Annotated in this window: 12 protein-coding genes; 5 read left to right on the top strand and 7 right to left on the bottom strand. The window is 67.3% G+C overall.

From position 1 onward, the window contains the following. Positions 1–518 precede the first annotated feature (518 nt). From RO07_RS12950 to RO07_RS12930, 5 genes are all read left to right on the top strand, one after another. Positions 519–1,550: an SDR family oxidoreductase gene (locus RO07_RS12950; protein WP_039411207.1), complete on the top strand. Its 1,032-nt coding sequence runs from the start codon at positions 519–521 to the stop codon at positions 1,548–1,550. Between the two features lie 39 nt (positions 1,551–1,589). Continuing rightward, positions 1,590–1,889, top strand: coding sequence for a DUF2795 domain-containing protein (locus tag RO07_RS12945; RefSeq protein WP_039411206.1), 300 nt, complete (start codon positions 1,590–1,592; stop codon positions 1,887–1,889). 38 nt (positions 1,890–1,927) lie between these two features. After that, positions 1,928–2,494 (top strand): membrane protein, encoded by a 567-nt coding sequence (locus RO07_RS12940; protein WP_039411204.1) that lies wholly within the window; start codon positions 1,928–1,930, stop codon positions 2,492–2,494. After that, entirely contained in the window at positions 2,491–3,357 is an 867-nt protein-coding gene (locus RO07_RS12935) for an SDR family oxidoreductase (protein WP_039411202.1), read from the top strand. The genes RO07_RS12940 and RO07_RS12935 overlap by 4 nt, the downstream gene beginning before the upstream one ends. 68 nt (positions 3,358–3,425) lie before the next feature. Next, positions 3,426–4,055, top strand: a complete 630-nt coding sequence (locus RO07_RS12930; RefSeq protein WP_084072595.1) for a DUF4142 domain-containing protein — start codon at positions 3,426–3,428, stop codon at positions 4,053–4,055. 85 nt (positions 4,056–4,140) lie between these two features. Here the strand turns inward: RO07_RS12930 and treY are convergent, their stop codons facing one another. From treY to RO07_RS12895, 7 genes are all read right to left on the bottom strand, one after another. Beyond that, the gene (gene treY / locus RO07_RS12925; RefSeq protein WP_039411201.1) at positions 4,141–6,765 is read right to left on the bottom strand and encodes a malto-oligosyltrehalose synthase; all 2,625 of its coding nucleotides are present in this window, start codon (positions 6,763–6,765) and stop codon (positions 4,141–4,143) included. Further along, positions 6,762–9,017: a 4-alpha-glucanotransferase gene (gene malQ / locus RO07_RS12920; RefSeq protein WP_052267260.1), complete on the bottom strand. Its 2,256-nt coding sequence runs from the start codon at positions 9,015–9,017 to the stop codon at positions 6,762–6,764. The genes treY and malQ overlap by 4 nt, the downstream gene beginning before the upstream one ends. Next, a complete protein-coding gene (gene treZ / locus RO07_RS12915; RefSeq protein ID WP_039411199.1) occupies positions 9,014–10,798 on the bottom strand; it encodes a malto-oligosyltrehalose trehalohydrolase in 1,785 nt (594 codons plus the stop codon). Before treZ ends, malQ begins: the two co-directional genes overlap by 4 nt. A 42-nt stretch (positions 10,799–10,840) precedes the next feature. Then, a complete protein-coding gene (gene glgX / locus RO07_RS12910; RefSeq protein ID WP_084072594.1) occupies positions 10,841–12,964 on the bottom strand; it encodes a glycogen debranching protein GlgX in 2,124 nt (707 codons plus the stop codon). 3 nt (positions 12,965–12,967) lie between these two features. Further along, the gene (glgB, locus tag RO07_RS12905; protein WP_039415339.1) at positions 12,968–15,190 is read right to left on the bottom strand and encodes a 1,4-alpha-glucan branching protein GlgB; all 2,223 of its coding nucleotides are present in this window, start codon (positions 15,188–15,190) and stop codon (positions 12,968–12,970) included. A gap of 113 nt (positions 15,191–15,303) precedes the next feature. Next, positions 15,304–18,672, bottom strand: a complete 3,369-nt coding sequence (treS, locus tag RO07_RS12900) for a maltose alpha-D-glucosyltransferase (RefSeq protein WP_039411198.1) — start codon at positions 18,670–18,672, stop codon at positions 15,304–15,306. Beyond that, entirely contained in the window at positions 18,669–22,055 is a 3,387-nt protein-coding gene (locus RO07_RS12895; protein WP_052267259.1) for an alpha-1,4-glucan--maltose-1-phosphate maltosyltransferase, read from the bottom strand. The genes treS and RO07_RS12895 overlap by 4 nt, the downstream gene beginning before the upstream one ends. Positions 22,056–22,083: the final 28 nt, after the last annotated feature.

Here is a 22,083-nt window from a genome sequence, read left to right as displayed (position 1 = left end):
TGCGCACGGGCCTTGCGGACTACCGACCATTCTTACAAAAGCTTGGACAAAAGGCCGGTCGACGCAGGGGGTCTCGTCACCGCGCGAGTGCCATGGTGCTGCCCGACGCCCTGCGTGCAAGACATGGCGCGGCGATGCTCCTGCGAGCGTTCCCGTGGCAGACCGCATGGAACGCGACTTGCATCCATTCTCGGGTACACGATGGCAGTCACGTGCCGTTGCCCTGAAACTCCGGAGGTCCGTATGAGCGTCGTTACTGAAACCGCGCTTCGCCAGCTAGCGCCCGCCGTGGTGGTTCCACCTGGTTGCTGGAATCCCCACATGCCGACTCACACGCCGTTGAAGATTCCTGTCGGCGTCCCCGAAGGCGACGGTGCCGACTGTCAGCGCTTGCCGCTGCAGTGCGACGCGGCCATATCGGTCGCCGCAGGGCTGTACCACGCATCAGCCGGTGAAGATTGGCAGTGTCAGCGGACTGGCACAGTCCCCTGGCCTGCACTCGACAAGGAGCCTCGTTCATGAGCTACAGATTGAAACCGCTCTCCGAGCAGACCATCGTCATCACGGGCGCCACCAGTGGCGTTGGCCTCGTGACGGCCCGCAAGGCGGCCCGGCGCGGCGCCAAGCTCATGCTCGTCGCCCGCAATCAGGTTGCCCTCGAACAGCTTTGCGAGGAGATTCGCGAGCAGGGCGGTCAGGCCATTCCGGTCACCGCCGATGTTTGCGATGTCGAACAGGTGCGCAACGTCGCCGTAAAGGCCATCGAGGCCTTCGGCGAAATCGACACCTGGGTTAACAACGCCGGTGTTTCGATATTCGGCGCGGCCTCGGACGTTCCGCTGGAAGACCAGCGCAAGCTTTTCGACACCAACTATTGGGGCGTGGTGCACGGGTCGCTCGTGGCGGCCGAGTATCTGCGCGGCAAACAGGACGGGCTTGGCGGCGCCATCGTCAATATGGGCAGCGAAGCGTCCGATGCGCCGATCGCGCTCCAGGCCGCCTACGTGGCCTCCAAGCATGCCGTGAAGGGGTTCACGGACTCGTTGCGGCTCGAACTGGAGTCCGCACAGGCGCCGGTGAGCGTCACGCTGATCAAGCCGGCCGCGCTCGACACGATGTTCGTGAAGCACGCGAAGAACTATCTGGACGTCGAGCCGAAGTTGCCGCCACCCATCTACGACCCTGAGCTTGCCGCCGACGCCATTCTTCACGCCGCGGCGCACCCGCATCGCGACCTGTTCGTCGGCGCCGCGGCCAAGGTCATGTCCTCGAGCGCGTATCACATGCCCGGGTTGTTCGACCGAATGGCGTCGAACCTGTTTTCGCGCACGCAGCGCACCGACAAGCCGCCGCGGCCGCGCGAGGAGAATGCGCTGCACGAGCCGGGCCGCGACATGCAGGAGCGGGCGGGGATGGAGGGTGTGGTGTTCCGCAGTTGTCCTTACACGGCAATGGCCAAGCGCCCGCGGCTGTCCGGCGCGCTTGCCGTCGGGGCAACGGTAATTGCCTACGCAGCCCTGTCGCGAATGCGCAAACAACCCACCCATTGACTTCGACCCATTTTTTCAACCCTTTTGGAGCGAAAGACCATGGCTTCCCATCATCCGCAACACACCGGTCACGAAATGAGCCGTACCCGTTCGCATGAAGGCGACCGTGCCACCCGTGACAAGGGTGGCCACCAGACTGGCCACAACCGGCCGCCGAGCCCCGTGGACGTACAGAAGGCGCTCAAGGGCATGGACTATCCCTGCAGCAAGGCGGAGCTTCTCGCGTGCGCGCACGACCAGCACGCCGAGCGCAGGATTCTGGACACGCTCGAGCACATTCCCGATATCGAGTACAAGACGCCGGCATCGGTATCGAAGGAACTCGGCAAGTTGATGTGACCGGCGGTAGCGCATGAGAAGCACCACGGAGGCACGTCATGGCAACCATTGTGGCAGGACGCTTCGACACCTTCGACCGGGCTAGCGAAGTAGCCCGCCGCCTGTACGCGCGGCGCTTCAGGACGGACGACGTGTCGATCTTCTTCCTCAACCCCGCGGGGCAGCACGCCCGCTTTCCCATCGGCGGGGACGTGCATGCGGATCCCGGCGCGCGGCGCGGCGGCTTCGGTGCGGTCCTCGGCATCGCGGTCGGCACGATCGTCGGCGGTGTGATCGGCGCAACGATTTACCGGTACGGCCTGCATTGGTGGCCGATTCCGCTCATCGGTGCCCTTGTCGGTGCGTACATCGGCGCGTTGGCCGGTGCACTCTCGCGCATGCGCAATCGTCGCGCACGGTCGCAAACCTACGACGCCCGCGACGCCGGCGTCATCGTCGCCGCGCATGTGACGGCGCACACGGTCGACACGGCGATGAACGTGCTTCGCAATGCCGGCGCCGACGACCTCCAGCACACCGAGGGCGTGTGGGAAGACGGCGAATGGCGCGATTTTTCACCGCTCGCTCCCCCGCAACCCGTAACGACACAGGAGTCCGACTCATGACGACAAGCCAGCATTCCAACAGACCACCGCCGCAGACGCAGAAGCAGCAGCCCGGCGTGGAAGCCGAGATGCACCCGAAGCCGCAGGACACCTCGAAGGAATACGTCGGTAGCGGCAAGCTCGCGGATCGGGTGGCCATCGTGACCGGCGGCGACAGCGGCATCGGGCGCGCCGTGGCGGTGGCCTTCGCCAAGGAAGGCGCGGACGTCGCCATCGTCTATCTGAAGGAGTCCGAAGACGCGGGCACGACACGCGGTCTCATCGAGGAGACTGGCCGCAGATGTCTGACGATCGAAGCGGACATCGGCGACCGGGCACAGGCGCGTCAGGCGGTCGACAAGGTGATCGAGACCTGGGGGCGCCTCGACGTGCTCGTCAACAACGCCGGCGAGCAGCACGTGCGCGAGAGCCTTGCCGAGATCTCGGAAGACCAGTTGCGCAGGACCTTCCAGACCAACGTATTCGGCATGTTCTTCATGACGCAGGCGGCGCTCGTGCACATGAAGGCGGGAGCGCGCATCGTCAATACCACCTCGGTCACCGCCTACCACGGCAATCCGGTGCTGCTCGACTACTCGGCCAGCAAAGGGGCGATCGTCTCGTTCACGCGTGCGCTGGCGGCCAACCTCGCGCCGCATGGCGTCTACGTGAACGCGGTGGCGCCGGGGCCGATCTGGACGCCGTTGATTCCGTCGACGTTCAGCGCCGATCAAGTGGCCAGGTTCGGCGACAACACGCCGCTCAAACGCCCGGGGCAACCGGACGAGTTGGCCGCGTGCTACGTGCTGCTCGCCTGCCGCGATGGCAGCTACATGACGGGGCAGACGTTGCACCCCAACGGTGGGACCGCCGTGGGTGGCTGAGCACAACGGCGTGGTGCTGCCTACCGCGGAGCGCCGACTTCAATGCCCCACGACTCAGGAGATTCGCCATGAAACCCACGCAACGCAGCCAGGGACGCTTCCACCGACGCCTGTACGGCCTGCTGGCCGAACTGGCCTTGGTCACGCCGGCGATGGCGCTCGCGCAAACGCCGCTCACGCCGCACGAGCCGAGGCCCGGCGGCGCCGATATGGTCGATCCCGGCAAGCCGCGAGACTCGCGACTCATGACGCATCCGCCGGGCGGCGTCGACGCCGAGTTCGTCGACGCTGCCGAGCGCTCCGGCATGCTCGAGGTGCAGGCGAGTCAATTGGCGCTGGAGCGCTCGCCGAACACCGAGGTGAAGAACTTCGCGCGCCAGATGGTGGCCGATCACACCAAGGCGGCAAGCCAGTTGCAGCAAATCGCCGCTCGCAAGGGCATCCGCACGCCGGCGACCTCGGAGGTCGATCCCGACTTGCAGGCGCTCAAGTCCAAGCAGGGCCACGATTTCGACGTCGCCTATCTGGCGGTCGCGGGGCCCGCCGCGCATGAACAGGCGGCGCGGCTGTTCCAGCGTGAAGCGAAGTCCGGACAGGACCCGGAACTCAAGGCTTTCGCGCGTAATACGCTGCCCACGATCCAGCACCACCTGACGATGGCACGCAAGCTCGCCACGTCTCTCGCCAACACGAAATGACACCGTCGCAGGCCGTTCGGCGGGAATGGATCGATACACATTGGTACACATCGCTACGCAGTGACCCCGACGAGGGCCTGCGGGTTCACGCCGGCGTGAGCACGGCGACCGGGAGCACATCGAGCACTTCCGCGAGCGTGAGTCCATCGTGCGATTTTGCTTCGATTGCCGCGCCGTCTATCAGGCTTCGCCAGCGCAATGTTCGCGATGCCGGCGTGACATCGAGCACGGTGCCGCGCCAATCCCGCGCCCGCAGACGGGGGCCGCCGTCGGACACCGCCGCGGCGCCTGTCGCGCCCAGGTGATGCGCGGCATGCCGGGTGGCGATGCAGATCACCATCGCGCCCGCACTCGGTGCCGGCACCCGGGCGAAGGCCACGACCTGAGAGGCGCACGGCCCGTGGGCGGCGAGAGGCATGTAGTCGCCCTGCGTGAATGCCGGCGCAAACGCCTTGCGCAGGCGCAGCACCGCTCGCAACAGCGCCAGCTTCACGTCGCCGTCTTGCCAGCGGTCCATCAGCGAGAGCCATCCGCCGCGGTCGATGGCGCCGCCCGGCGCGGCAATGCCGTCAAGATCGAAATGCACGGGGCGACGATTGTCCGGGTCGACGAGCGTCTGGTCCCAACCGACGCTCGCCTGATATGTGTCGGGAACGCCCGGACAGGTGAGACGCAGGAACGTTTGGGTCAGACCGTTCAAGGCGCCCGCGGGACCAATGGCATTGGAGAACGCCTGCATCGACTGGACGAACGACGGATCGGCCATGATCGCGTCGAGAAACGCGTCGCAGGCCGCTTCGTAAGCGCTATCCGGCGCGAGCCATGAGCTTCGCACACCTGCCTCGCGGATCGCCTTGCGTTGCCATTGCGCGATGCGTCCGACGAACCGGGTCGTGGCCTCGCGCGTCGCAGACGTGGACGACCATGCGCACGGCCACGCGCCGGCGAGCGTCTGGTACAGCATCAATTCGTGCGCAGGATCCGGGGCATTTCGCAACGTATCGCGAAAGCGATCGTTCTCCGCCCGCCAGCCGGCGACCCTCTCGGCCCAGCGCGCCGGGATTTCCGAGAGCACGGCCAGCCGCGCCCGCACGTCCTCGCCGCGCTTGTGATCATGGGTCGCCGTCGTGAGCATGGCCCGGGGCCAGTGCTGGGCGCGATACGCGTTGGCCTGATGAAAGGCCGACAGCGGCAACGACAACGTGGCGGCATCGCAGCCGACATCGTTGCGCGAGAGAAGCCGCCCCCAGCGATACCCGGCGGTGTCCTCGACCGCCTTGGCCGCCAACGGCGCGGTGGTCTGCGCGAAGCGGATCTGTGCCTCGCGTCGAAGTCCGGTCGTGCCGTCCTCGTCCGGCGTGAGCCACCGGCCCAACTGCGCGAGGGCGGCATGGTCGAGCGGGTGCAGGCGCTGGCGCGCGCCGGCCATGGCGGTGGCCAACACTTCGCAGGCCGCGTCCTCGGGCTCTGGGCCATCCGGGTAGCAGCGGTAGACGGGAAAGGCCCCCGCGAGCGCGCAAGCGCATCGGCGCAGACTGGCGATGCCAAGATCGCGCGCGGGCCCATTGGCATCTGCCTCCACCAACGCGACGAGCGCCTTGACGACCCGTGCCATCTCGCTGCCGAAGCGCTCGACGATCAACTGCACCCGTGCTTCGCCAACGTGCGCGTCGAAGTCGCGGGTGTCGCCCGTCGCCGTACGCCACAGCGCATCGAGCTTGCTTGCGCCGTTTTCGTCATGCAGCAGCGCGCCGACGTCGTTCATGAAGTCGTAGCCCGTCGTGCCGTCGGTTTGCCAGCGGGCGTCGAGGCGTTCGCCATGCATCAGGATTTTTTCGACCACGATCCACGGCTCGCGCCCTCGACCGTGCTCGCGCAGCGTCGCGCGCAGCATGCGGCAATAGGCACCGGGATCGCTCAGGCCATCGACGTGATCAACCCGCACACCGTCGATGACACCGTCGGCAAACAGGCGAAGCACGAGGCGGTGGACCGCTTCGAACACTTCCGGCCGTTCGACGCATACGGCCGCCAGCGTCGTGATGTCGAAGAACCGTCGCCAGTTCAGGGCATCGCGTGCGAGCGGCCAGTGCGCAAGATGGAAGTGCTGACGGGCAAGCACGCGCTGCCAGTCCCGGGGCGTGCACGGCGTATCGGCAATCCCCGGCGCGTCGGCCGCCACCGGCCAGCGCGCATCGCCACATGCGAGCGACGATTCGCCGGTCACGCCGTGCAGGATGGACAACGCACGCCGTGCCAGCGTCTCCGCGAGGGACTCCGGCAGCACGGGCAGCAACACCTTGCCCGCGGGGACGTCGGCGTTGCCATCCCAATCGATGTCGAAGTACCGGGCGTACGGGCTTTTCCTGCCGCGTCGAAGCACGTCGTACCACCAGCGATTTCCCGGTCCGATGCCCATGTGGTTCGGCACGATATCCACCACGAGCCCCATATCGAAAGCAGCCAGCCGGTCGCGCAGGCGGCGCAGGCCCGATTCGGCGCCAAGCACGTCGCTCACGGTGCCGGGATCCACGACGTCGTAGCCGTGCGTCGAGCCGGCCGCCGCGGTCCATATCGGCGAGGCGTACAGATGCGAGACGCCCAGCGCGGCGAACGCGGGCACGTCGCGCGATGCGTCGGCGAAGGTATAGCTGGCGTTGAACTGCACCCGCAGCGTCGAGATCGGCGTCATGGAAGCCTCACGATTCATGATCCTGTCGATCGGTGGGCCGGCCGGCGAGGGGCATTGCGTCGCGCACCGGCGGCGCGCGTGCGGGCAAACCGTGCGACGCGCGAGGCGACTTCGGGCTCGCCGAGCAGCGTCGACACCGGTGCCGGCAGGCGACGGCGCCAGTTGGGATGTTCGGTCGTGGTTCCGGGCAGGTTGTCGGCTTCGCGCGCTCCGATGGCGTCCGAGATGGGCAGCAGCGCGAGCGCGGCAGGCGCGAGCGCCACGAAACTCACGATGGCGTCGAGCGGCGTCGCCGTCGGTGGGCGGCCCGCCGATCTCGGCGGAGCGTCCCCGGCATCGCCGGCCGAGGCCGAATCGGAACGCGCTGGCGGTGCAGACGCCTCACCGCCTTCGTTGACCACCCCGGCCGCCACCATCGCTTCCCATAGCGCCGAGCGGTCGGCGCGGCGCGCCCGACGGGCGGCGCGCGCGTCGAAGGTCGTGCGCGACAGGCGCACGCGCCAGGCGATGTCGCGCCCGATCCACCAGCCGACCGCCGTCGGCAGATCATGCGTGCTCGTCGTGGCGACCGCTTCGGTGCGCCACTGGCGCGGGTCGAGAAAGTCGGCGGGCGGTGCCTGCTGTTCCGGTGATGACTCGCTGCGCGCGAACCAGAGGACGTCGGTTCCCAGCACCCCCTGCGCAGCAACGCGGGCGCGGAAATCGACCGGCACCGTCCCGAGGTCCTCGCCGACGACGATTGCTTGATGGCGAGAGGACTCCAGTGCCACGATGGCGAGCAGGGCGTCGAGCGGATATCTGAGATAGGCGCCGGACATGGCCGGTGCGCCCGCCGGACACACCCAGAGGCGGGACAACCCCAGCACGTGGTCGATGCGCACTCCGCCCGCGAACGCCAGCGCCGCGCGTAATGTCGCGATGAACGGGCGGTAGCCCCGTTGCCGCAGCGCCCAGGGCGAGAAGGTCGTCAGTCCCCAGACCTGGCCCGCGTGGTTGAACGCATCCGGCGGCGCACCCAGCGATACGCCTTGCAGCAAATGCCCGTCATCGGCCCAGGCCTCGCTGCCACTCGAATCGACGCCGACCGCCATATCGGCGATGAGGCCGATTCCCATGCCCGCTTCGCGCGCCTGCCGGTGCGCCCCGCGAAGGCCCTGCAACGCGAGCCACTGGAGGAACATATGGAAGGCAACGTCGTCGGCATGCTCGACGGCCAGACGTTCGGCCTGCGGGGCCCATGGCGAATGCAGACCGCGAGGCCATCGCCGCCAGTCGTCGCCGTGCGTCGAGTGCAGCCGCTCATGGAGCATTTCGAAGCGGGCGTGGGCTTCGAGTGCGTCGCGGCCGTTGCGTCGGAATGCCTTGAGCGCACCGGCCTGCTCGGGCGTGAGCCACCGTTCGCGAAGACCGTAGAGGTGGCGCAACACTTGCAGACGCGCGGTGGATGCGGCAGGCCAATTGACGAGCTGCTGACGCTCGCGTTGCGCATAGCCGGGGATCAGTTGCAGCCGACGCGCGGCTTCCTGTGCTTCGGGCATGCCGCACAACGCGGCCGGATCGATGTGAGCCGTGTTGTACCAACGACGGTTCGACGGCGAGTAGGGACTGTACTGCGCCGGCCGCGCGCTGAACATGGCGTGCGCCGGACTGATGGCGAGCGCCTGCGCGCCATGCGTCGCGCACGCTTTTGCGGCCTCGGCGAGTGCTCCATAGTGGCCGAGTCCGCCGTCGCCTTCGCCGCGCAACGCATAGAGTGGTACGCTCATTCCCCAGTCTCGCGCGGTCTCAGGCAAACGATGCGCGTGCGGCGGGGCGACCACGACCATCAGTCGTCGGTTGCCGATGTCGAGATAGTGATAGCCGGGCACGTCGATGGCGCGCAGCAGCGTCTCGCCGGAGTTCGCGTCGACCTCGGTCACGCCGTCGATGGCGCCGCCGTCTTCGAGATGGATGCGGTACGGCAGACGCTTGCGCCCCGCGGTCATCGAAAGGTCAGGCAGGGTGGCGGGCACGTCGACCCGCGTCACGATCTGTGCGTCGTCGGAAAGGGATGCCGGCGACTCCAGGAAGTTGAGACTATCGCGGCACTGCGCCGCGTTCGCACACTGCAGGCCCATGGCGTCGAGCAGCGCGCGCAAGACGTCGAGCGAGACGGTGTGCGCCTGACCGGCAGCGTCCTTCCAATGGACGAGCAGGCCCGCGCGTCGTGCGAGCGTGCGCAGCGCGTCCTGCGATGGCGCGGACAGCAGCGAAGCGGCAGTGGTGCTCATAGCGATCCCTCCAGCCAGACGACGCAGGCGTTCGCGCACAGCGTGCCTTCGGACAGGCCGGCCGAGGCTCGCGCAGGCGTCTGGCAAAGCGGCGCGCCGTCCGTGCGGATGGCGGAAGCATCGATCGTCAAGTCGTGGCCGCCGAGGTTGAGTGCGATGACGAGCAGCGCGCCGTCACCAAGCCGCCAGCGGGCACACAATGCCTGCGGGCCCAACACGGCGACACCTGCCGACGCGGCGCCCGGCAGCCTGGGAACGATCCACGTACGTCGGGCGTCGATCAGCCCGCGATACCACGTGAGCCATTCGTCCGACGCGGGCGTCTCGTCCTCGCCGGGCGCGACACACGACATCGCGAACGTGTCGGGATCGTTGGGATCCGGCACGGAGGCTTCCGTGATCGCGCCCAGACGGGAGAACTCCTGCCGGCGTCCTTCCCGCACGGCATCGGCCAATGCGCCCTGGTAGTCGGTGAAGAACAGGAACGGCGCTTCGCTGCCCCATTCTTCGCCCATGAACAGCATCGGAATCTGCGGGCACAGCAGCATCAAGGCCACGGCGGCGCGCAATGCCGCCGGGTCCGCCAGCGTCACCAGCCGCTCGCCGAACGGGCGATTGCCGATCTGATCGTGGTTCTGCAGGAAGGTGACGAACGAGGTGGGGGCGAGGAAGCTGCTGGGCTCGCCTCGGGCCAGGCCGAATCGTTCGACGCGCTCGCCCTGGTAGGCGAAGCCTTCGGCCAGCACGCGCGCGAGATGAGCGATGGGCGTCTTCCCGAAGTCCGCGTAATAGCCATCGCGTTCTCCGGTCAGCAGCACGTGCAGCGCGTTGTGAAAGTCGTCGTTCCACTGTGCGGCCGAGGTATTGGCCAGCAACCCGGCGGCGTTGCGCTCGTTCTCGAAGATGAGATGCACGTGGCGACCCGGTTCGCGCGCGGCGATCTCGTCGCGCACGCAGGTGGACAGCGTCTGGACGAACGCATCGTTGCCGATGGCGTGTACGGCGTCGAGCCTCAGGCCGTCGACCCGGTATTCGAAGAGCCAGTACAGCGCGTTCTGGATGAAGTAACGGCGTACGCACGGCACTTCGAAATCGAGCGACGCGCCCCACGGCGTCGGCTTCGTCTCGTCGAAGAACGGCGACGCATACGCCCCGAGGTAGTTGCCACTGGGGCCGAAGTGGTTGTAGACGACGTCGACGAACACCATTATGTCCTCGGCGTGGGCGGCGTCGATGAGCGCTTTGAGCTCGTCCACAGTGCCATAGGCACTCTCGGGCGCGAACGGCAGCACGCCGTCGTAGCCCCAGTTGCGTTGCCCGTCGAACGTACCGATCGGCATCAGCTCGATGGCGCTTACGCCGAGCTGCGAAAGATAGGGAAGCCGCGCCCGGACGCCGCAGTACCCGCCGAGCGCACCCACGTGCACTTCGTAGATCACCGTTTCATGCCACGGCCGGCCCTGCCATCCGGTCGTCTGCCATTCGTACGCGCGAGGGTCGACGACGACGCTCATGTCGTGGGGGCCACCGTCCTGCGCGCGCGAGGCGGGGTCGGGCACGCGCCGGCCGTCGGGCAGCACATAGGCGTAGCGTGTCCCCGCCACACATGGCACCGTCAGCTCGAAATGTCCGCCCTCGCAAGGCTGCATCGATACGAGCGGCGTGGTCTCGATCGCCAGTTGCAGGGTGCTCACGTCCGGCGCCCAGATGCGAAAGCGCGTCGTGCCGTCTTCCTGCATGGCGGCGCCGAAGGGGAGAGAGAAAGCGTGCGTCGTGGTCATGGTGCGTATGGATATGTCGAATCGTGGAGACCGGCGGCGAGCTCAGGCGGTGGCTGTCGGTGCGTCGTCCCGCCACCGGCCGGTCACCACCATGGCCGCGTGGGCTTCGATCTGCACGCCCTCGCCACCGAGCGACGTCGAAGTGCGCGATGGATCGGCGGAATCGAGATGCAGCAGCCAATCGCCGCCCGGGGGCGGCCAGCGGAACAGCAGCGGCACGTCGGCCGCATTCATCATCAGCAGCGCGAGATCGATGCCGCCGTCCTCGCGCCGCGCTGCGCGACGTAGCACCAGCGCACGGCCCTTCGGGTTGTGCCAGTCGTCGTAGGAGAGTTGCAGACCGCGCTCGTCCCACCAGGAAGTCGGCTCGAACGGTGTCGTCACCGGTTCGTCGTCGCGAACAAAGCGGGTGATGCGAAACAGTGGCATCTCGCGGCGCAATGCGATGGCCCGCGCCGTGAAGTCGGTCATGGCGGCATTGGGCGGTTCGGCGGCAAGACGCCAATCGAGCCACGAAATGTCGTTGTCCTGGCAATACGCGTTGTTGTTGCCGCGCTGGGTGCGGCCGAACTCGTCGCCCGCCAGCAGCATCGGTGTGCCGCTTGCAAAGAGCAGCGTGAGGAGCAGCGAGCGCCTTACGCGCTCGCGCACGGCGAGGATATTCGGATCATCCGTTGGCCCCTCGACGCCCCAGTTGGCGCTGAAGTTCTCGCCGGCGCCGTCACGATTGTCTTCGCCGTTCGCCTCGTTGCGCCGTTCCGAGTAGGACGTCAGGTCGGCCAGCGTGAAGCCGTCGTGCGCTGTCACGAAGTTGATCGAGGCCCATGGCTTGCGCCAGCGTCGCGCGAAGAGGCCTGCCGAGCCGAGCAGGCGCTCGGCGATGTCGGGCCGGATGCCGTCGTCGCCTCGCCAGAAGCGGCGCACCGTGTCGCGGAACTTGCCGTTCCACTCGGCGAATCCGGGGGGATGCTGCCCCAGTTGATAGCCGTCAGGACCGATATCCCACGGCTCGGAAATGAGCTTCGTGCGCGCGAGTACGGGGTCTTGCAGGACGGCGTCGAAGAAGCCCGCACCCGGATCGAAGCCGTAGCCCTCGCGTCCGAGCGTGACACCCAGGTCGAAGCGAAAGCCATCGATCTGCATCGTTTCGACCCAGTAGCGCAGCGAGTCCATCACCATCTGCAATACGCGCGGATGCGACAGATTGAGGGTGTTCCCACAACCGGTGTCGTTGATGAAATAGCGCTCGTCGCCGGGCACGAGGCGATAGTAGCTCGCGTTGTCGAGTCCTCGCCACGACAGCGTCGGCCCCATTTCGTTGCCTTCGCACGTGTGGTTGTAGACGACGTCGAGAATCACCTCGATTCCGGCGGCATGCAGCGCCCGCACCGCGCGGCGCATGGCCTCCGTGCCGCCGTTGCCCAGGTAGGACGCCTCCGGCGCGAAGAACGCGAGCGTGTTGTAGCCCCAGTAGTTGCGCAGCCCCCGGTCGACCAGTATCCGGTCGTGCAGGAACGCGTGGACGGGCAGCAACTCCACGGCCGTTACCCCGAGCCGGTGCAGATGATCGACGAGGCGCGGCGAGGCGAGTGCCGCGAACGTGCCGCGCACGGGCTGGCGCAGGCCGTCGAGCTGCATCGTGAGCCCGCGCACATGGGCTTCGAGAATGACAGTGTCGTCCCAAGGCGTATGAGGACGCGTGTCGTGACGCAACGTGTCCGTGGCTTCCACCACGATGGCCTTGGGCATGGCGGGCGCGCTGTCGCGCCGATCGATGGAGAGATCCGCCTTGTGCGACGTGAGGCGATAGCCGAACAGCGCGTCGGACCAGCGAACCTTGCCGAGCAACGCTCGGGCGTAGGGATCGAGCAGCAGCTTGGCGGGGTTGAAGCGGTGCCCCTGCTCGGGCGCATACGGGCCGTGCGCGCGATATCCGTAGACGAGGCCGGGGCCGGCACCGGGCAGGTAGCCGTGCCAGATTTCGTCGGTGCATTCCGGCAGCGCTAGACGCTTGAGTTCCTTGCGCCCGCGTTCGTCGAAGATGCACAGATCGATGTGGGTGGCGTTGGCGGAGAACACGGCGAAGTTGACGCCCAGGCCATCCCAGGTCGCGCCGAGCGGCGTCGGGAGGCCGGGCTGCAATGGTCCGTTGAGCGTGTGCGGCATCGGCTATTTCTCCGGGGCCAGAACAAGACAAGCCAGAGGCGGCAGCGTCAGCGCAAGCGACACCGCTTGACCGTGCGACGGCGCGCTCCGCGCTTCTATTCGACCCGCATTGCCGACGCCGCTGCCGCCATAGCACGGCGCGTCGGAATTCAGGACTTCCCGCCACACGCCCGGGACGGGGACGCCCACGCGGTAGTCATGACGCACGACGGGCGTGAAGTTGGCGACGACGAGACAGATGTCGCGAGACGCCGCGCCGCCGGCCGGTGAGCCGAAGCGCAGGTAGGCAAGCACGCTGTTGTCCCGGTCGTTGCCGATGATCCAGGCGAAGCCGGTCGCTTCGGTGTCGAGTCGATGCAGGGCGGGCAGGTCGCGGTAACAGCGATTCAGATCGCGCACCCAGCGCTGCACGCCACGGCCCGCCGGGTCGTCGAGTTGCGTCCAGGCGAGCGGGGCGTCGTGATTCCATTCGGCCGGCTGGGCGAATTCGCCGCCCATGAAAAGCAGCTTCTTGCCGGGATGCGTCCACTGAAAGCCGAAGTACGCGCGCAAGTTGGCGTGCTTCTGCCACGCATCTCCCGGCATGCGGCCGATCAACGACCCCTTGCCGTGGACCACCTCGTCATGCGAGAGCGGCAGCACGAAGCGCTCGGAAAACGCGTAGACAAGACCGAAGGTCAGATCGTCGTGGTGATGTCGGCGGTAGATGGGGTCGCGACTCATGTAGCGCAGCGTGTCGTTCATCCACCCCATGTTCCACTTGTAGTCGAAGCCCAGACCGCCCGTGTTTACCGGTGCGCTCACGCCGGGCCACGCCGTCGACTCTTCCGCGAACAGTGCCGCGCCTGGCGCTTCCTCGGCGACGCGTTCGCTCAGCGTCTGCAGGAAGGCGATGGCTTCGAGGTTTTCGCGCCCGCCGTAGCGGTTCGGCACCCACTCGCCCGGTCGGCGGCTGTAGTCGCGGTACAGCATCGACGCCACCGCGTCGACCCGCAGACCGTCGGCATGGAACCGGCGAAGCCAGTCCAGCGCACTGCCGATCAGGAAATTGACGACCTCATGACGCCCGAGGTTGTAGACGCTGGTCTTCCAGTCCTGATGAAAGCCTTCTCGAGGATCGGCGTGCTCGTAGAGGGCGGTGCCGTCGAAGTGCGCAAGCCCGTGCACGTCGGACGGGAAGTGCGCCGGCACCCAGTCGAGGATGACGCCAAGGCCCGCGCAGTGCGCCGTATCGATCAGACGCGCGAACGCCGCCGGATCGCCGAGACGGGCAGTGGGCGCATAGAGGCCGAGCGGCTGATAGCCCCACGAGCCGGCGAACGGATGTTCGGTCACGGGCAGGAATTCGATATGGGTGAATCCCATGTCGCGCACGTAGGGAATCAGTCGCTCGGCCAACGCATCCCAGTCGGCGCGGGGTACGCCGTCGTTTCCGGCGGGCAGCCATGATCCGGCATGCACCTCGTAGATCGACACCGGGGCGTCCGGCGCGGCGCGGCACGCGCGTTCGGCAAGCCATGCATCGTCATGCCAGACGAACGGCGCGACGGGCGGCACGCGCGAGGCCGTTGCCGGCGGCGGCTCTGTCAGGCGCGCCAACGGATCCGCCTTCAGCGGCAACACCGCACCGCTGGCCGAGCGCACTTCGAACTTGTAGCGCTCGTGCTCGGCGAGTTCCGGGACGAACAGCTCCCAGACGCCCGCGTCATGGCGCAGGCGCATCGGGTGCCGGCGTCCGTCCCAGCCGTTGAAGTCGCCGACGACCGACACGCGGCTCGCGTTCGGCGCCCACACGGCAAACCGCACCCCCGGAATATCGTCGATGACCATGGGGTGGGCGCCCAGACAATCGCCGATGCGCCAGTGGCGTCCCTCGCGCAGCAGGTGCAGATCGAATTCTCCCAGCAGCAGCCCGAACGCGTACGGATCCGAAGTAACCTGACGCGCTTGCGGCCAGTCGATGTGCAGACGATAGGGCGGCTTGGCGGCGACCCGCGTGTCGCCCGACGCTGCGGGCAGCGACGCGAGGAAGAGTCCGTCCGCGTGCACGCGCTGCATCGGAATGACGCTTGCCTCGCGCGAAGTCAGCGGCTCGATCGCCGCGTTCACCGCACCCGGCAGGAACGCGCGAACCGTCCATCCGTCGGATTCGCGATGTGGGCCGAGCACCGCGAACGGGTCGGGATGCCGCGCCTCGAGAATGGCGTGGAGGTCGTCCTGTGACATCGTCGGCGGCCGACCCGCGGCATCCCTGTGCCGCCCGTCCTCCCCGTGCTCCCCGATGCCGCCGACACGTTCGGCTTCATCGTGCAAGGGCATGGCTCGACGCTGAGTGGGGCTCATGAGGCATCGCTCCCGGTACCGTCGAGCAGACGTGTCACCAACGTCTCGAATCCGGCGAGCGGCACCCATAGCCACGCGGGCCGGTTGGCGCACTCGTAGACGATTTCGTAGGCGGCCTTTTCCAGCAGCAGCGCGTCGAGAAGTTCGCGGCACTGGAAAGTCTCGGCCAGTCGCGGCGCGCCATGGGCGACCGCGCCGGCATACGCTTCGAGAAACGCCGTGCTCGCCTGGCTCATCACGCGCCGGAAGAGCGCTTCGCGCCGCGCGAGCATCGGTGCGGGCAGTGGTTCCTCCGTGCTCGCGACCGAACGTCCCACATAGTCGAGCGAGCGCAGCAGTCCCGCCACGTCCCGCAGCGGGCTGTTCTTCTCGCGACGCACGGCGACTTCGCGCGCCGGTTCGCCCTCGAAGTCGATGAGCACCACATCGCCCGGCGTCACCAGCACCTGCCCGAGGTGGAAGTCCCCGTGCACGCGCTGACAGATCGTGCCCGCACCGCGTTCGATGAGCGCGGCAAGGCGTGCGAGCACGGCGTCGCGTCGGGCGAGCAACGGCGCGAGGGGCGGCGTCTGTGCGTTGCGGTCCGGCGCCTCGCTCATCGCTTCATGGGCTTCGAGCCGCGAGAACGCCTGCGACACCATCGCCTGGGCGTGCTCCGTCCAACGCGCGAGCACCTGCCGGTCCGCCTCGCCGGGCGAAAAAGCCGTGTCGTCGGTGTCCTGCGCGAGCACGAGATGCATCTCGCCCAGACGCTTGCCGATCTGCGTCGCGAATTGAAGATAGGGCGCGGCTTCGTCGTGGGTTTCTCCGGCGCTGACGTCATCGTGCGAGAGCGCTTCGGTCAACCGCGACAGCGTGTCGTACGCCCAGCTCCAGCCGTTGCCCTGGTTCTCCACGAAGCGTTGCAGGATCGCGAGCGTGTGCGGGGCGCCTTGCGCGTCGCGGCGGCGGACCTCGCCGAGCCATTGCGGAGAGTTGGCGAAGCCGCGTTCGCTGAGCGCACGCAACATCTCGGCCTCTGGATGCACACCCGGCACGATCTGCCTGACCAGCTTGAGCGCCAGCGCATTGCCCATGGCCAGCGAGCTGTTGGTTTGCTCGACGGCCATCCATTGCGTGGCTTCGCCCGGCGGCAACGGCTCGTCCGCGAGGACGGCGGCACTCTCGAATTCGAAGGCGCCGGATTCCCCCGGCTCGCCCGCGTTCTCCGCACGCTGCGCGGGCAGGCTCACGTTCGACTGCATCAGGGCCGCGAGCGTCGGGCCCAGCACCTCGCTGGCGAAGGCGTCGGTGAGATAGCCGATCCGCCGGCCCCGGCGTACGCGGGCCAGCGCCAGTTGAACGGGCAGCGCGCGCATGCCGGCCTGCTCCCACACGACAGTGAGCGGCAGCAGATACGTCTGCGTCTGCCGTTGGCCGTCGGCGTCGAGTTGCACCTCGACTTCGCACAGCCACAGTGGTGTGTCCGACGTATCGCCTTGCGTGAGCGGCGTCACACAGGCGAGTCGCGCGGCATGCAGGCGAGCGTTCTTGGCGGCGAACCAGCGACGTCGCGGCAAGTAGTGCGGCAGGATGCTCCGCGAGATGGCCTCGCAGGCCGCCGAATCGAGCAGCGGCGTGCCGGCGCGCCACACGAACGTGGTGAACTCCGGCAGTTGCTCCGACGCCTCGTCGTTCCAGCGCGGGGCCTGCGTCGCCTCCACCAGTTCGAACCAGTAGAAGCCGTACGGCGGCAACGTCAGCAGGTACGTCAATTGCCCGATGGCAGGGAATGCGGTGCCGCCCAGCAGCTCCACCGGCCTGCGACCGGCGTAGCGCGAGAGATCCAGTTCCACCGCCTGCGACGCGTGCGAGAGATTCGCCACACACAGCAGCGGCGCCTCCTCGGCATATTCGCGAAGATAGGCGAGCACCTTGCGGTTGGTCGGATGCAGGAACTCGATGCCGCCGCGGCCGAACGCGCGGCGCGAGCGCCGGGTGGCGATAAGGCGACGCGTCCAGTTGAGCAGCGAGTGCGGGTCGCGCGCCTGGCTCTCGACGTTCACCGACTCGTATCCGTACAGTGCGCCCTGGATGGGCGGCAGCGTCAGTTGCTCGGGGTCGGCGCGCGAGAAGCCGCCGTTGCGATCGTAGGACCACTGCATCGGTGTGCGTACGCCGTCGCGGTCGCCCAGATGGATGTTGTCGCCCATGCCGATCTCGTCGCCGTAGTAGATGACCGGCGTTCCCGGCATCGAGAGCAGCAGACTGTTCATCAATTCGATGCGACGCCGGTCGCGTTCGAGCAACGGCGCGAGCCGGCGGCGAATGCCCAGATTGAGCCGCGCGCGGCGATCCGACGCATAGACTTCCCACAGATAGTCGCGCTCGCTGTCGGTGACCATTTCGAGCGTGAGTTCGTCGTGATTGCGCAGGAAGATCGCCCATTGGCACGACTCGGGAATTTGCGGCGTCTGGCTCAGGATGTCGGTGATGGGGAAGCGGTCCTCGCGCGCGATGGCCATGTACATGCGCGGCATGAGCGGGAAGTGAAACGCCATATGGCACTCGTCGCCCGCGCCGAAATACTGCTGCACGTCTTCCGGCCACTGGTTGGCTTCCGCGAGCAGGAGGCGGTTCCGGTATTTCGCGTCGAGATCCGCACGAATACGGCGCAGGATCGCATGGGTCTCGGGCAGATTTTCGTTGCTCGTGCCTTCGCGCTCCACGAGGTAGGGCACGGCGTCCAGACGCAGTCCGTCCACCCCCATGCCAAGCCAGAAATGCATCACGCCCAGCACCGAGCGCAGCACTTGCGGGTTGTCGAAATTCAGGTCGGGCTGATGAGAGTAGAAGCGATGCCAGTAATAGGCGCCCGCCGTCGGCTCCCAGGTCCAGTTCGACACCTCCGTGTCGACGAAGATGATGCGTGTGCCCTCGTATTCGCGCCCGGTGTCGGACCAGACGTAGTAATTGCGATGCGACGATCCCGGGCGGGCGGCGCAGGCGCGCCGAAACCATGGGTGCTGGTCCGACGTGTGATTGATGACCAGTTCCGTGATCACGCGAATGCCGCGTGCATGCGCTTCGGCGATCAGCCGGCGCACATCGGCGAGGGTGCCGTAATCGGGATGTACGCCCCGGTATTCGGCGATGTCGTAGCCGTCGTCGCGCCGTGGGGACGGATAGAACGGCAGCACCCACAGCGTGTCGACGCCCAGCTCGGCGATGTAGTCGAGTTTCTCGATCAGCCCGGCGAAATCGCCGATGCCGTCGCCGTTGCCGTCATAGAACGACTTGATATGCAACTGGTAGACGACGGCGTCCTTGTACCAGAGCGGGTCGTCGCGCAGGGCCGTGATGCCGAGCCGGGGTTCTCGTTTCATGGGGTCTCCCCGGCATCGGGATTGTCTCGCCACGGCCGCACCGACCATATCGCGTAAGGGGCATGCGGCGGCAAGTGGACATGTTGTTGTTTGCCTCGCCACACGAACTGCGTTCCGTCGAGCAGATTCTCGGCATCGAGCGCCGCGTCGTCCGGCAGTTGCCAGCGCCAGAGCGGCAGCTCGATCGGCGCATCGTGCGTGTGGCGCGCGTCGAGATTGATCGCCACGAGCACCACGTCGGAGCGTGTGGGCGTCGCCTTCTCGAAGTACAGGATGTGAGGATTCCCCGCGTTGAGAAACGTGACGCCGCGATGTGTCTGCAAGGCGGGATGTCCACGCCGTATGCGGTTGAGCACGGTGATCTCGCGCACGATGTTGCCGGGCCGATCCCAGTCCCAGGCGCGGATTTGGTATTTTTCGGCGTCGAGGTATTCTTCGCGCCCCGGCAGCGGCGTGGCCTCGCAGAGCTCGAAGCCACTGTACATCCCCCACAACCCCGACAGCGTGGCGGCCAGGGCCGCGCGCGCCAGATGCGCCGGGCGGCCGCCTCGCTGCAGGTGATAGGGGTTGATGTCAGGCGTGTTGACGAAGAAGTGCGGACGGAAGCAGGCGGCGATCTCGGGACGCTGCAACTCCATCAGGTAATTCGTGATCTCGGTCTTGGTTTCGCGCCAGGTGAAATACGTGTACGACTGCGAGAAACCGACCTTCGCGAGCCGGTACATCAGCTTCGGGCGCGTAAAGGCTTCGGCGAGGAACACCGTGCGCGGATGCGCCGCCCGCACGGAACCAATCAGCCATTCCCAGAATGGCAGGGGCTTGGTGTGCGGGTTGTCGACGCGAAAGAGCTCGATGCCTTCGCCGATCCAGAACAGCACGATGTCGCGCAGGGCGAGCCACAGCGCGGGCACGGCGTCAGGCGCGTAGAAGTCGACATTGACGATGTCCTCGTACCGCTTCGGGGGGTTCTCGGCGTAGCGCAGGGACCCGTCCGCGCGCCAGTCGAACCAGCCCGGATGCTCGCGCAGCCACGGGTGATCCGGTGAGCACTGCACGGCGAAGTCGAGCGCGATGCGCAGGCCCTGCGCCCGGGCGGCGTCACGCAGACGTCGAAAGTCGTCGATCGTGCCGAGCTCAGGGTGGATCGCGTCGTGTCCGCCCGTTTCGTCGCCGATGGCATACGGACTGCCCGGATCCGTCGGTTGCGCGTCCAGCCGATTGTTCCGGCCCTTTCGATGTGTGCGTCCGATCGGATGAATCGGCGGCATGTAGAGCACGTCGAACCCCATCCCAGCGATCGTGGGAAGTCGGCGAATGACATCATCGAATGTGCCATGTCGGTTGACGTCGCCGCTTTGCGAACGGGGGAACAACTCATACCAACTGGCGTATTCCGCTTCCGGCGGCTCGGCGTCGAGCGCAAGCGCCGGCGTGCGCGTCACAAAGGGCCGATGGCGAACGGCGGCGACGGCGTCGAGCGTGGCCGGGGCGCTCATTATCGCGTAGGCGAGGGTGGGATCCTGCGATTCGCCTTGCTTCGCGATGGCCTCCAGCGTCTTGCGGTGCCTTGCCGCCGAAGCACGCCGGGCGATATCGCGCAGACACTCGATACCCTCCTGGATGTCGAGCGCAACGGGCTGTCCCGCGTCCAGTTTCTTCGCGACTTCGGTGCACCAGTTGACGTAGGGATCCCGCCACGCCTCGACCATGTATTCATGGCGGCCCAGCCGCGTCGGGCGAAATTCGCCGCGCCAGCGGTCATTGCCGACGGGCGTCATCGGGGTCTCGCACCAGGCGCTCGAGTCGAGCGCTCGCCACCGCAGCACGGCGCTCGGCTGCGCGTGGCCATCGGTGAAGACGTCGGCGCAGACAGACACGCTTTCTCCCGCCACGGCGCGCACCGCGAAGCGCCCGTCTTCGAGTGCCGGTTCCACCTGCTCGATCACGACACGCGACCGCGCGGCCGCCTCGCGCACGGCACGACGGTCCTGCTCGCTCGCCGCGCCGCGCTTCGCCCTGGGCCACACGTGGCGCGACACACTGCGCTCGAGCTCAGCGTGCCAAATCCTCACTTCGCCGGGAGCCAGGGTGATCTGCGAGAGCGTTTCCGGAGTGCCGACGGTATTGCCCTGCGGGTCGAGCGGGGTGAACCTGACGTGCTCACCGTTGGCGCAGGCGGAGATGGGCAGCGTTGCCGCCCGCGTCAGGCTGCGGTTGACGGCAACGACGCGGCTGCCTTTCGCATTAGGAATCCGCTGTGTAAGGACTGTAATGGCGGCGTCGGCGCCGGAGAGGCATCGCAGCACGGCGGGGGCGAGGTGAGGCGTCGATGAGGATGCACCGTCCGGTGAAGTTCGACTGGCGTTCTCCGCCAGCCGCAGGTTGCCCGCCGCAACGATCTGGCGGAAGTCGACTTCATGGGCCGACGTACCGGGATCCGCGCCGATCGGTGGCGCCACGTTCGGCAATTCCCGCGCCGCATGCGCATGCCCGAATTCCATGCCGGCCGGCATGAGAATGCCGTTCCCGAGCTCGAAGGCCAGTTGCAGCGCCCGTGCGCATTCCAGCACGTTGTGGCTGCGCGCCACGATATCGCCAGACGTGTCGAACGGGTCGCCGGCGAGCGCGATTCGCCAGGCGCATCTTGCGAGGTCGGCATGCTCGTCGTACAGCCACGACGCACGCATGTCCCACCAGCAGGACGAGAGGAACACGCCGTCGAAACCCGCGGAGGCCACGGCCGTCATCTGCTCGCGCGCGAGTCCAGGCGTCCAGCCGAACCATTGCAGGGCCGGGTAGTGGCGTCGCAAATCGCCGAGCAGTCGCTGCCACGCCGCGGCGGGTCGGACGTCGAGACGGTGAAGGCAAAAACCGTTCGCCCCCAGGCCCGCGAACCGATGCAGACGGGCGGCGAGCGGATCGGAAGCGAGCCCCGGCGTCCGTGGCCGGGATGAGGCCGAGGCGCTCGAGGCATCGCCTTGCGATGGGAAGACGGGAGCACTTGTGGCCTGCGGCGTGCCTGGGAGACGGCGCGGGTCCGGCGGTTCGTCATCGGCGCAGGCAGTCTCCCCGCGCTGCGGCGCGCGAAATGACGCAACAGCGGAACCGACGTCGGCATTGACGGCGATATCGAGCGCCAGTCCGCCGTGGCGTGTCGCACGCAGGTAGTCCGGCAGTCTGTCGTCGCACGTCGTTTCGTCGATCAGCACTCGCGAAAAGCCGAGCGAGGCGATGCCGTCGACCAGGGCTGCCCAGGCGTCGAGCGCGGGAAGCGGTCGGGCCATCAGCGCGTAGATGCGTGGTGGCCCCATGCCGACGGGCGCGTCGGGCGTGGCGACTGGATCATCGGCCATGGCGCCTTGGCGCGAGGGCGAATTGGACATTGCAACCGACTCCCGGCTCTTGCGAGCA

Source organism: Pandoraea pulmonicola (assembly GCF_000815105.2).
Taxonomy (GTDB): domain Bacteria; phylum Pseudomonadota; class Gammaproteobacteria; order Burkholderiales; family Burkholderiaceae; genus Pandoraea; species Pandoraea pulmonicola.
This window is presented reverse-complemented; position numbering and strand designations above follow the sequence as displayed.

Coding starts and splice junctions, on each gene's coding strand:
- RO07_RS12945 (WP_039411206.1), top strand. CDS start 1,590: ATGGCTTCCCATCATCCGCAACACACCGGTCACGAAATGAGCCGTACC.
- RO07_RS12940 (WP_039411204.1), top strand. CDS start 1,928: ATGGCAACCATTGTGGCAGGACGCTTCGACACCTTCGACCGGGCTAGC.
- malQ (WP_052267260.1), bottom strand. CDS start 9,017: ATGAGCACCACTGCCGCTTCGCTGCTGTCCGCGCCATCGCAGGACGCG.
- RO07_RS12930 (WP_084072595.1), top strand. CDS start 3,426: ATGAAACCCACGCAACGCAGCCAGGGACGCTTCCACCGACGCCTGTAC.
- treS (WP_039411198.1), bottom strand. CDS start 18,672: ATGAAACGAGAACCCCGGCTCGGCATCACGGCCCTGCGCGACGACCCG.
- glgX (WP_084072594.1), bottom strand. CDS start 12,964: ATGCCGCACACGCTCAACGGACCATTGCAGCCCGGCCTCCCGACGCCG.
- glgB (WP_039415339.1), bottom strand. CDS start 15,190: ATGTCACAGGACGACCTCCACGCCATTCTCGAGGCGCGGCATCCCGAC.
- RO07_RS12935 (WP_039411202.1), top strand. CDS start 2,491: ATGACGACAAGCCAGCATTCCAACAGACCACCGCCGCAGACGCAGAAG.
- RO07_RS12950 (WP_039411207.1), top strand. CDS start 519: ATGAGCTACAGATTGAAACCGCTCTCCGAGCAGACCATCGTCATCACG.
- RO07_RS12895 (WP_052267259.1), bottom strand. CDS start 22,055: ATGTCCAATTCGCCCTCGCGCCAAGGCGCCATGGCCGATGATCCAGTC.
- treY (WP_039411201.1), bottom strand. CDS start 6,765: ATGAATCGTGAGGCTTCCATGACGCCGATCTCGACGCTGCGGGTGCAG.
- treZ (WP_039411199.1), bottom strand. CDS start 10,798: ATGACCACGACGCACGCTTTCTCTCTCCCCTTCGGCGCCGCCATGCAG.